We start from the raw sequence: 11272 nt of genomic DNA on the forward strand, positions 1-11272 counted from the left end.
AACCCGTACGCCGGCTGAGCGAGCGCCAGTCGAGTCGAAGCCTGATGTGCTGGACCCGTCCCACCAGCGCTGCCTGCGAGGGTGAGCGTGCTCGATGAGCGTGGGTGCGTACCGGTTCAGCTCGGCACGCTCGCGGCGGCCGACGGTGGGCCGGGGAGCCGACCGCCCAACAACGCCGCGATCGCCGCCACCACGGCCAATCCGAGGAACAGGGGGCGTACCGGAAGCTCCGGACCGGCACCCGCGACGACACCGGTCACGGTGGCCCCGACGGCGGCGAAGGCCTGCACCGCCATGAACATCGCCGTGGTGCCCTGGGCCGCCTGCTCCGGCTGCAGGGTGCGATAGACGCTGGCGAAGGTCGGCGCGGCGACGCAGCCGAAGGCCAACCCGATCAGCGCGAACAGCAGCATCGCCGCCCACAGCGGCCAGGATGGTGCCACCAGCGCGAAGACCCCGAATCCCAGCGCGGTGCCGATCCCGCCGCCGACGACCAACCGGCGCGGACCCCAGCTGTCGCTGAGTCCGCCGGCCCGCGCCATCGACAGCAGCAGACCAACCCCGAGCGAGACCGTCAGCAGGCTGCGCGCCAGGCCGGTGATCCCGAACCGCTCCTCGACCACCAGGGGCAGCACGGTCAGCTGGGTGTACATCAGCACCCCGACCGTGCACATGGCCAGCAGTGCCGCACGGAACGGGCCGCTGCGCAGCAACCGCAGATCGAGCACCGGCGTACCCGACATCCGCAGCGCGTGCCCCACATACCCCGCCAGCAGTAGGCAACCAGCCAGCCCGAGCAGCAGCACCTGGCCGCCGGCGGCACCCGCACCCCAGCGGTTCAGCGCCAGCAGCAGGCCGACGAAACCGGGGGTGAGCAGCGCCATCCCGCGGAGATCGGGCGCCGCGCCGCCGGAACCACCCGCACCGGCGGCGGCCGGTACCCAGCGCAGCGCGGTCACCAGGATCACCAGGCCGATCGGCAGGTTCAGCAGGAAGATCCAGCGCCACCATCCCGCATCACCGAGCACGGTGCCGACCAGCGGGCCGACGATCGGCGCGATGTTGATGACCAGGGAGAACCGGCTCATCACCTTCCCCACCGCGTTGCGTGGCGCCAGGGCAGCGGCGACGGCCATCGCAGCCGGTTCGAGCAGGCCCCCACCGAGGCCCTGCACGACGCGCGCCGCGATCAGCACCGGCGCGGACCAGGCCAGACCGCTGAGCGCCGAGCCCGCGACGAAGGCCGCCAGACCGGTGAGGAAGACCGCCCGGCCGCCGAACCGGTCACTCGCCCAGCCGACCAGCGGCAGGCTGGTACCGGCAGCCATCAGGTACGCCGAGGTCACCCAGACCAGCAGCGACAACTCACCCCCGAAGGCGGCCGCCAGGGTCTGCAGCGAGGCCGTCACGGCGGTGCCGTCGAGGACCGCCAGGAAGGCGGCCAATCCGAGCACCGCGATCACACCGGGAACGGGCCCGGCCGTGTGCCGGGAATGCAGATCGGACGAGTTCTTTACTGTCATGGTCGCGGACTTTACTACACGGTTTAGTCAGATTCCATAGCGGTTCAGAACCGCCCCGTATGCTTCAACCATGAGCAGCACCTCGGCGGCAGACACCTCGGCCGGTTCGGCGACCCGGCGTGCCGCGGTGGACAAGCGGCGCAGCATCCTCGACGCGGCGGCGCCGGTCTTCGGTGAGTTCGGCTACCAGCGCGCCAGCGTCGATGCGATCGCCACCGCCGCCGGAGTGTCCAAACCGACCATCTACAGCTACTTCGGCGGCAAGGAGCAGCTGTTCCGGGCCTCGGTGGCCGACTCGGCCCAGCACCTGAACGCCGAGTCCCTCGCCGTGGTCCAGGCGCTGGACGTCCGCCCGCAGCACTGGGAGACCAGCCTGCGGAAGGCGGCGTACCAGCTCTCGGTCTGCCAACGCAGCGATTGCGCGGCGGCCCTCGGGAGGCTGATCAATGCCGAGGCCACGCGCGATCCCGAGGTGTTCCGCAGCGTTCGCAGGGCCGGGTACCAGCCGATCGTCGACGCCCTGGCCGGCAAGCTGGCGATGCTCGGCAATGCCGGCCTGCTCGACCTGCCGGATCCGGTGCTGGCGGCGAAGCAGTTCTTCGCCCTGATCCACGCCGAGCTGCCGGACCTCACCGCCCTCGGCACCCAGCAGGCCTCGGATCGCGCGGTCCGCACCGCGGTCGAGGCCGGTGTCGCCACCTTCCTCAGGGCGTACGCCGCAGCCGGCGACTAGCGCTGCGCTCGGCCTAGCGGGCGGCGAGCAGGGCCTCGGCGGTCGGCACGTCGGTGATCAACCGGTTGAACAGCCCGGCCCGCGCGCAGGCGCGGATGCTGCGCACCTTGTTCTCCCCGGCGGCGATGGCGATGCAGGCGTCGATCCGCCGCAACTGCTCGGGACTGATCCGGATCATCCGGTCGCTGCCCTCGAACTCCACCGGCGCGCCCTCGTGGTCGACGAAGTTGAGGCAGACATCCCCCGCGGCACTGCGGATCGAGGCGGACCCCAGTGGCACGTGCGCCGAGATCGACCCGCGGGCCAGCGGCGCCGCACCGACCCCGACCAGGGCCACCCGGGCCCGGTCCCAGAGCGCGGTCGTCGCGCGGAAATCAGGGTCCTCCAGCAGGGTGCGGTAGAGCGCCGGTGACGGCACGGCCGGGGCGAACAGCAACCGCGGGATCGCACCGGTGCGCTGGGCGATGGCCCGGGTGATCTCGTTGGTCTGGAAGTGGGCCTCCGGTTCGCTCACCCCGCCGACGGTGGGCGCAAGCAGCACCCCGGGCAGCGGCGGCAGCGGGCCCTGACTGACTTCATAGGTCGTCTCCCCCGAGGCGACCAGCAGCACCTCACCCGGAGCCATGGCCAACTCCTCGAGCACGGCCGCGACCGCCGGCCGCAGATCGTGGCCGGCATGCCCCGCCCGGATCCGCGGCGCCAGGCGTACCCCCTGCAACCCCAGTGACTCCGCCAGCCGATCGGCCAGCTCCGAGGACTCGGTCACATTCGGCGGCACGACCTCGATACGGACCAGCCCGGCCCGCCGGGCCTCGGCGATCAGTCGGCTCACCGTCGGCCGGGAGACGTTCAGCCGAGCGGCGATCTGCGCCTGGGTCGCGTCCTCCAGGTAGTACATCCGGGCCGCCCGGTACGCCGCCTCGAGATTCAGCGCCGAGGCACGCCGCGGCGGTTCACCCCGGGAGATCTCGACACTCATGGTGCTGAGACTAGCGGTTCGCCACCCCACAGCACGGGAGTCATGCACATTTGTTCTTGTGAACGTTTGTTCTTGACATCTGTGCAGCCTCGTTCTACGGTCGATCCAAGCCAGAGACGACCAATGGAGGTTCTTCCGATGTCAGAGACGACTCAGCTGCCCGAAGAGATGACCGCGGTCGTGGTGCACGGCCCCGAGGACTACCGCCTCACCACCAAGCCGGTCCCGACCCCCGAGCAGGGCGACCTGCTGATCAAGGTGGAGGCCGTCGGCGTGTGCGCCAGCGACCTGAAGTGCTATCACGGCGCCGCCAAGTTCTGGGGCGATGAGAACCGCGACCGCTGGGTCACTCCCCCGGTCACCCCGGGCCACGAGATCGTCGGCACGATCGTCCGCGGCGACGACGAGGCCCTGGCCAAGCATGGCGTCGCGCTCGATGACCGCGTCGCGGTCGAGCAGATCGTGCCCTGCTGGGAATGCCGCTACTGCCTCAATGGCTCCTACTGGATGTGCGGCCCGCACGACATGTTCGGCTTCCGCCACCACGACGGGGGCATGGCCGAATACATGATCATCCCGCCGCAGGCGCTCGTGCACCGGGTGAGCAAGGACCTGCCGCCGCAACACGCGGCCTTCGCCGAACCGCTGTCCTGCGCGCTGCACGCGGTCGAGCGGGCCAACATCACCTTCGACGACGTCGTCGTGGTCGCCGGCGCCGGGCCGATCGGCCTGGGCGCGATCGCCGGCGTGCGGCAGAAGAACCCGATGAAGGTGATCGCGCTGGACATGCTCGACTCCAAGCTCGAACTGGCGAAGGCCTGTGGCGCCGACCTGACGATCAACATCGCCAACGAGGACGCGAACCAGATCATCCGCGACCTCACCGACGGCTACGGTGCCGATGTCTACATCGAGGCCACCGGCCATCCCTCGGCGGTCAGCCAGGGCATCAACCTGCTGCGCAAGCAGGGCACCTTCGTCGAATACTCGGTGTTCAAGGACGACGTGACCGTCGACTGGTCGATCATCTCCGACGACAAGGAACTCGACGTGCTCGGTGCGCACCTCGGCCCGCACTGCTGGCCGGCCGCGATCAAGCTGCTCGAGTCGGGCGAACTGCCGATGGAGCAGATCTGCACCGACCAGTTCGGCCTGGACAAGTTCCAGGAGGCGCTGGATCTGGTCGCCGATTCGGGCGGCGCCTCGGTGAAGGTGTCCCTGCTGCCCTGAGCGATTCCCTGCTCACACACCCAACCCGTCCATCTCGCCCGCCGAGGGCCTCGACCTGCAAAGGCGCAGCCATGAACTCCGAAACCGCCGCAACCTCAACCACCACAGCACATCCGGACGTCAAGCCCTACGGCTCACCCGATGAGACCCGCTGGGATCGGCTCGGCATCCCCGACGTGCTCAAGTGGGGCTTCATCGGCCTGCTGATCTTCATGACCGGCAACGGTGTCGAATCCAACTTCATCACCCCGCACATGGTCGCGGTGCTGGGCAGCCCCGAGGCCACCGTGTCGACGATCATCACCGGTTACAGCCTGGCCGTGCTGGTCGGCAGCTACCTCGGCGGCGCACTCTCCGATCTGTGGGGTCCGCGCCGGGTGATGCTGCTCGGATTCCTTGTCTGGGTGGTCTTCGAGGCACTCTTCCTGATCAGCCTGAGCATCGGCAGCGTGCCGCTCACCGCGATCACCTACACCCTGCGCGGTTTCGGCTATCCGCTGTTCGCGTTCGCCTTCCTGGTGTGGATCAACATCACCGCACCGGTGCAGCGCAACGGCACCGCCGTTGGCTGGTTCTATGTGATGTTCACCGGTGGCCTGCCGACCCTCGGCTCGCTGTTCGCGCTCGGCGTGATCCCCACCTTCGGTGGCGGCACCCGCGGTGAGACCGCGGCGATGATCGGCTCGATCGGCCTGGTCGTGATCGGCTATCTGGTCGCCCGCTTCGGTGTCCGCGCGACCAACGGCGTGGGCCGGATCGCGCCGCCGGAGGAGACCACCGGCCAGGTCCTCACCGCCGGCGTCCGGCTGACCGCCAGGCACCCCAAGATCCTGATGGGTTTCCTGGTCCGACTGATCAACACCGCCCCGCAGTACGGCATGTTCATCATCCTGCCGACCGTGATCGCGGTCGACCTGGGATGGGGGCAGTCACGCTGGTTGTCCATGACGGTGGCGGTGTACGCGACCAACATTCTGGTGAACGCCGTCTTCGGTGCGGTCGGCGACCGCTGGGGCTGGCGGCGTACCGTCCGGTGGTTCGGCGTCTTCGGCTCGGCCTGCGGCCTGCTGCTGTGGTGGTACGTCCCGCACTGGGTGCCCGCCGGATCGACCTGGGGCTTCCTGGTCTCCGTCGTCGCCGGCTGCGTCTTCGGCTGCCTGCTGGCCGGCTTCGTGCCGATGGGCGCGATCATGCCGGCGCTGACCCCGGAGCACAAGGGTGCCGCGATGGCCATGTACACCACCGCTGCCGGCGGCGCCGCCTTCCTCGGCGCCGGGGTGGTCGCCCTGGTGCTGAACCTCGGCAATGCCATGGGGTGGAGCAGGTTCGCGACCAACAGCGCGGTCGTCTGGGCCTTCGTCGCCCTCTACGCCGCCGCGTTCGTCATGGTCGGTTTCCTCAAGGTGCCGCAGGACGAGAAGGGCGCCCGCCAGCACTGACCGGCGAGCCCGCGATCCCAACCACAGAAGGACAGTTTCGATGACCACGATCTTCAACGACCCGGCCGAGTTCGCCGAGGACCAGCTGGCCGGCTTCCTCGACCTGTACGCCGACCGCGTGCGTGGGGTGCCCGGTGGCGTGGTCTCGCTGCGCTCCGGCGATCCCCAGGTCGCGGTGGTGATCGGCGGCGGCTCCGGCCACTATCCCGCCTTCTGCGGCACCGTCGGGCCCGGGTTCGCGACCGGTGCCGTGGTGGGCAACATCTTCACCTCCCCCTCGGCGGCCCAGGCCTATTCGGTCGCCAAGGCAGCGGATCAGGGCCGGGGTGTGATCTTCAGCTTCGGCAACTATGCCGGGGACACCATGAACTTCGGCATCGCCGCGGAACGGCTGCGGGCCGAGGGGATCGATGCCCGGATCGTGATCGTCACCGACGATGTCGCCTCCGCGGACGAGGCCGAGAAGCGGCGCGGCATCGCCGGTGACTTCAGCGTCTTCAAGGTGATGGGGGCCGCGGCCGCGGCCGGCAAGGACATCGACGAGGTGGAACGCCTCGGCCGCAAGGCCAACGACGCCACCCGCAGCTTCGGTGTCGCCTTCTCCGGCTGCACGATGCCGGGTGCCGACGAGCCGCTGTTCACCGTGGCGGAAGGAAAGGTCGGGCTCGGGCTCGGCATCCACGGCGAGCCGGGGATCCGCGACGAACCGTTGATGAGCGCCGACGAGCTCGCGGAACTCTTCGTGGACAAGGTTCTGGCCAATCGCCCCGACGACCCCGCGGGTGACACCGTCGCACCGATCCTGAACGGACTGGGCACCACCAAATACGAGGAGTTGTTCCTGCTCTGGGGCCGGATCGCCGCCCTGCTTGCGGAAAAGGGGATCACCGTCGTCCAGCCCGAGGTCGGCGAACTGGTCACCAGTCTCGACATGGGCGGCTGCTCACTGACCCTGATGTGGCTGGACGACGAACTCGACGAGGCCTGGCGCGCCGACGCGTACACCCCCGCCTATCGCAAGCTGGGCGTCGGAATCGCCGATCTCCGCCCACCGAGCCAGGGGGAGCTCGCCGAGGAGGCGGCCGAACAGCAGGCACCCGAGGCCACCGAGGCCGCTCGCGCGGCGGCCGGCACCGCCCGCACCGCCCTGCAGACGATGCAGCAGGTGCTGCACGATGCGGAGTCGGAGCTGGGCCGGATCGACGCGGTCGCCGGCGACGGCGATCACGGCCGCGGGATGGTCAAGGGCATCGATGCCGCGGTCAAGGCCGCCGACGCGGTGTCGGACGGGGCCGGGGTCGCCTGGACGCTGCGCCGCGCGGGCCAGGCCTGGGCCGAGTATGCCGGTGGCACCTCCGGGGTGTTGTGGGGTGCGGCGCTGGAGGCGTTCGGTACCAGCCTGACCGATGATGCCGAGGCGTACTCCGATGCCGACGTGGTGGCCGCCACCCGGGCGTTCGCGGACGCCATCAGCCAGCTCGGCGGCGCCAAGCTCGGTGACAAGACCCTCCTCGATGCGCTGCTGCCCTTCGTCGACACCCTGCAGGAGAAGCAGAACGAGGGCCTCGCCGTGGCCTGGCCGGCGGCTGCCCGGGTCGCCGACGAACAGGCGAAGACCACCGCGGAGCTGCGCCCGCAGGTCGGGCGGGCCCGACCACTGGCCGAGAAGAGCGTCGGTACGCCCGATGCGGGCGCCACCTCGATGGCGCTGCTGCTGGTCGCCCTCGGTGACCAGCTGAACGACACCTCCCACCGAAAGGAGCAACGATGACCAACCGACTGCGTATTGCGATCGGCGGCGATGACGCCGGATATGACTACAAGACAAGGATCAAGGCCGATCTGGAGAACGACGACCGGGTCGCCGAGGTGATCGATGTCGGGGTGAGCGAGGACGAGGACACCGCGTACCCCCATGTCGCCGCCGACGCCGCCCGACTGGTCAAGGAAGGGAAGGCCGACCGCGCACTGCTGGTCTGCGGCACCGGATTGGGGGTGGCGATCAGCGCCAACAAGATCCCCGGGATCCGCGCAGTGACCGCCCACGACTCGTTCTCGGTGGAGCGGTCGGTGCTCTCCAACGACGCCCAGGTGCTGTGCCTGGGGCAGCGGGTGATCGGGTTGGAGTTGGCCCGCCGGCTGGCCAGCGAATGGCTCGGCTACACCTTCGATCCGCAGAGCTCCTCGGCACCCAAGGTCGAGGCGATCAGTGGCCTCGAGACCGACGACACCCGAGAGGACCGAGGATGAGCGAGTCGAACCAGATCGATCTGTCCTTCGCACTGACCGACAAGATCGTGCTGGTGACCGGTGCCGGATCCGGGATCGGCGCCGCGATCGCCACCGCGGTCGCCTCCCGGGGGGCCACCGTGGCCGCGGTCGACCTGGACGAGAACAGGGCGACCGCGACCGCCGACGCCCTCGGTGGCGAGTCGGCCGCCTGGGCCGCCGACGTCTCCGACCCGGTCGCGGTGGAGCGCACGGTGGCCGCGATCCTCGAGCGGTACGGGCGGATCGATGTGCTGATCAACTCGGCCGGGGTGGCCGTGCTGGCACCGGCCGAGGAGCTGAGCCTCGACCAGTGGGACATCACGATGCGGGTGAACCTGACCGGCTCGTTCCTGATGAGCCAGGCCGTCGGCCGGTCGATGATCGAGCACGGCACCGGTGGGCGGATCATCGGCCTGGCCTCCCAGGCCGCCACGGTCGCCCTACCCGAGCATGTGGCGTACTGCGCCTCCAAGGCCGGGTTGCTGGGGATGACCCGCACCCTGGCGCTGGAGTGGGGCAAGCACCAGATCACGGTGAACACGATCTCGCCGACGGTGGTGCTCACCGAGTTGGGCCGCAAGGCCTGGGACAACCCGAAGGGCGAGGCACACAAGAAGGAGATCCCGGCCGGCCGGTTCGCCGAACCCGACGAGATCGCCGCCGCGGCGATCTTCCTCGCCTCCGACGCCAGCGCGATGATTAACGGCACCGACCTGGTCGTCGACGGCGGTTTCACGATCCGCTGACCAGCAGCTACCTCCAGTGGGTGGCAGAATCGCCGCGTGATCGACAAGAACGTCATCGCCGCCCACGACGCCTGGCGGGCGGAGCGACTGGCGCAGGTGACGGGAGCCGTGGGCAACCTCGCGCTCGTGGACTACCAGCCGGTGGGCACCGAACCGGAGGCCGTCCACCGGATGCCTGCGCGGGTACGTCGAGAACCGGGGGAACCGGGCGTACGCGTGACGTCGACCGGCCCCGGGCTTCGGATCCGTACCGCACAGGGCGAGCGGCCGGTCGAGGATGAGACCCTGTTGCCCTTCCTGCAGCCCGACGGGCTGCCGCTGCTCTCGGCGGGGGCGATGACCGCCGACGCCTTCAGCCTCGACGGCAGCGATGTCGAGTTGCGGCTCTACGACGCGCAGGCGCCGGCGTTCACCGACTTCGACGGCATCGAAGCCGCACCCTACGACCCGGCATGGGCCCTCCCGGCGACCTTCGAGGCGCACCCCGAGCCGCAACGGGTGCCCTGGGCTTTCACCCGGGCAAGCGATTCGGGGCACACGAAGGCCGTCCCCGGCACCCTGCACACGACGATCGGCGGCACCGAACACGCCCTCACCGTCTTCGCCGACGGATCCGCGCTCGTGCTGGTCTTCGCGGACTCAACCACCGGGGACGAGAGTTATGCGCCCGGACGCTTCCTGCGCGTCGACCCGGTCGCTTCCGGCGGAACCATCACCCTCGACTTCAACCGCGCGATCGTGCCGCCCTGCGGCTTCAGCGACTTCTACTCGTGCCCGATCCCCCCGGCCGAGAACCGCCTGGCCGTGCCGGTACGGGCGGGTGAGCTGCGGGCCCGCTGGCACAACCGGAGCTGACCAACGGGCCAGGCCCCTGTGCAATCTGCACAACAGCTGCCGGATTCAAGAAGGAATGCACATCGCGTCCGCGGAGGCGTACCCCTAGCTTGGGCCCATCCGCGTCACGCATTCCAAAGGAGCCGTCATGGCCCACTCCGCTCACGTCGACGACTACGCGCTCGGCCGCGTACCGACCACTGCGCGCAAACACTGGTTCGGTATCGCGGTCCAGCGATTCGGCCAGATCTCGGCACTCTCGCAATTCCTGCTCGGCGCCACGCTCGGTTACGCGATGACCTTCACCGACGCCTTCCTGGCGATCCTCGTCGGTTCGATCATCCTCGAGGTGGTGATGTGCTTCGTCGGCTTCATCGGCCGCAACGAGGGCCTCAACACCGCACTGATGGCCCGCTGGACGGGATTCGGTGAGGTCGGTGCCTCGCTGGTCGGCCTGGCGATCGGGATCAGTCTGATCGGCTGGTTCGGCATCCAGTCCGGCATCTCGGCCGAATCCCTGAACGCGCTGATGCCCGGGGTGCTGCCGGTGTGGGCGTGGAGCGTCCTGTTCGGCCTCGCTGTGACCGCCGTCGTCGCCTTCGGGTTCGGCGGCATGCAGTGGCTGGCGAACATCACCGTGCCGCTCTTCCTGGTCCTCGTCGGCTGGTCGGTGACCCGCGAGCTGAGCCGCCACGACATCGGCGCCCTGCTCCGCAGCGAACCCGCCGGCGACCCGATGACGATCTTCCAGGGCGCGGGCCTGGTCGCCGGCGGCGTCATCGTCGGCGCGATCATCACCGGCGACATGACCCGCTTCAATCGCACGAACGCCGATGTGGTGAAGCAGACGGTGGTGGGGGTCAGCCTCGGCGAGTTCGTCATCGGTCTCGCCGGTGTCCTGCTCGCCCACGCGGCCCGCAGCGGCGACATCGTCGCCATCGTGACCTCCTCGGTCGGCCTGGTCGGCCTCATCATCGTGATCACCGGCACCCTCAAGATCAACGACTGGAACCTCTATTCCTCCTCGCTCGGCCTGGTGAACTTCGTCTCCACCACCTTCGGCAAGCAGCTGCACCGCGCCTCGACGACGGTCGTGCTCGGCATCGTCGGCACCGTGCTCGCCAGCGTGGGCATCCTGCAGCAGTTCACCGGTTTCCTCACCCTGCTCTCGGTCGCGTTCCCGCCGATCGCGGGGATCATGGTCGCCGAATACTTCATCGTCAAACGGTTCCGCCCCGAGCTCGACGCCACCCGCGAGCGCGGGCTGCTGCCCGCGACGGCACCGCGGATCGTGCCGGCGACGATCGCGATCTGGCTGATCTCCTCGGCGGTCGGCTTCTTCGTCACCTGGGGCATCCCGTCGGTGCTGAGCCTGCTGCTGTCGATGGTGCTCTACATCATTGCGGGCCGGCTCGGGCTGGTCCGCGGCGTCGGTGTCGCGAAGACCCCGGAGAGCGCCACGGCCCAGCAGGCGGACACCGCACACTCGGCCTGACCGGCCCCATCCCCCATCAACG

General features: G+C 69.5%; 10 protein-coding genes. 8 read left to right on the top strand and 2 right to left on the bottom strand.

Annotated elements, in window-relative coordinates; translation table 11 throughout:
* Window positions 1-116: 116 nt before the first annotated feature.
* Window positions 117-1523 (bottom strand): MFS transporter, encoded by a 1407-nt coding sequence (locus C8D81_RS09800; RefSeq protein ID WP_133625993.1) that lies wholly within the window; start codon window positions 1521-1523, stop codon window positions 117-119.
* 70 nt (window positions 1524-1593) lie between these two features.
* On the opposite strand from C8D81_RS09800, the gene C8D81_RS09805 reads away from it, so the two are divergent.
* Complete coding sequence (locus tag C8D81_RS09805; RefSeq protein WP_094355218.1) at window positions 1594-2256, top strand: TetR/AcrR family transcriptional regulator; 663 nt, start codon at window positions 1594-1596, stop codon at window positions 2254-2256.
* Window positions 2257-2269: 13 nt separating this feature from the next.
* On the opposite strand, the gene C8D81_RS09810 is transcribed toward C8D81_RS09805, so the two are convergent.
* Window positions 2270-3235: a sugar-binding transcriptional regulator gene (locus C8D81_RS09810; RefSeq protein ID WP_133625994.1), complete on the bottom strand. Its 966-nt coding sequence runs from the start codon at window positions 3233-3235 to the stop codon at window positions 2270-2272.
* Window positions 3236-3373: 138 nt separating this feature from the next.
* Between C8D81_RS09810 and C8D81_RS09815 the strand changes: the two genes are divergently transcribed.
* From C8D81_RS09815 to C8D81_RS09845, 7 genes are all read left to right on the top strand, one after another.
* Window positions 3374-4465: a zinc-binding dehydrogenase gene (locus C8D81_RS09815; RefSeq protein WP_094355220.1), complete on the top strand. Its 1092-nt coding sequence runs from the start codon at window positions 3374-3376 to the stop codon at window positions 4463-4465.
* A 71-nt stretch (window positions 4466-4536) separates the two neighbouring features.
* Entirely contained in the window at window positions 4537-5904 is a 1368-nt protein-coding gene (locus C8D81_RS09820) for an RbtT/DalT/CsbX family MFS transporter (RefSeq protein ID WP_094355221.1), read from the top strand.
* A gap of 40 nt (window positions 5905-5944) precedes the next feature.
* Complete coding sequence (locus C8D81_RS09825) at window positions 5945-7675, top strand: dihydroxyacetone kinase family protein (protein WP_133625995.1); 1731 nt, start codon at window positions 5945-5947, stop codon at window positions 7673-7675.
* Complete coding sequence (locus C8D81_RS09830; RefSeq protein WP_094355223.1) at window positions 7672-8154, top strand: ribose-5-phosphate isomerase; 483 nt, start codon at window positions 7672-7674, stop codon at window positions 8152-8154. The genes C8D81_RS09825 and C8D81_RS09830 overlap by 4 nt, the downstream gene beginning before the upstream one ends.
* Window positions 8151-8921, top strand: a complete 771-nt coding sequence (locus C8D81_RS09835) for a GolD/DthD family dehydrogenase (protein ID WP_094355224.1) — start codon at window positions 8151-8153, stop codon at window positions 8919-8921. Before C8D81_RS09830 ends, C8D81_RS09835 begins: the two co-directional genes overlap by 4 nt.
* Window positions 8922-8957: 36 nt before the next feature.
* Window positions 8958-9776 (top strand): DUF1684 domain-containing protein, encoded by an 819-nt coding sequence (locus tag C8D81_RS09840; protein WP_094355225.1) that lies wholly within the window; start codon window positions 8958-8960, stop codon window positions 9774-9776.
* 127 nt (window positions 9777-9903) lie between these two features.
* A complete protein-coding gene (locus tag C8D81_RS09845; protein ID WP_094403019.1) occupies window positions 9904-11250 on the top strand; it encodes a purine-cytosine permease family protein in 1347 nt (448 codons plus the stop codon).
* The last annotated feature ends 22 nt before the right edge of the window (window positions 11251-11272 follow it).

It is taken from the genome of Enemella evansiae (assembly GCF_004362375.1).
In the GTDB taxonomy this organism is placed as follows: domain Bacteria; phylum Actinomycetota; class Actinomycetes; order Propionibacteriales; family Propionibacteriaceae; genus Enemella; species Enemella evansiae.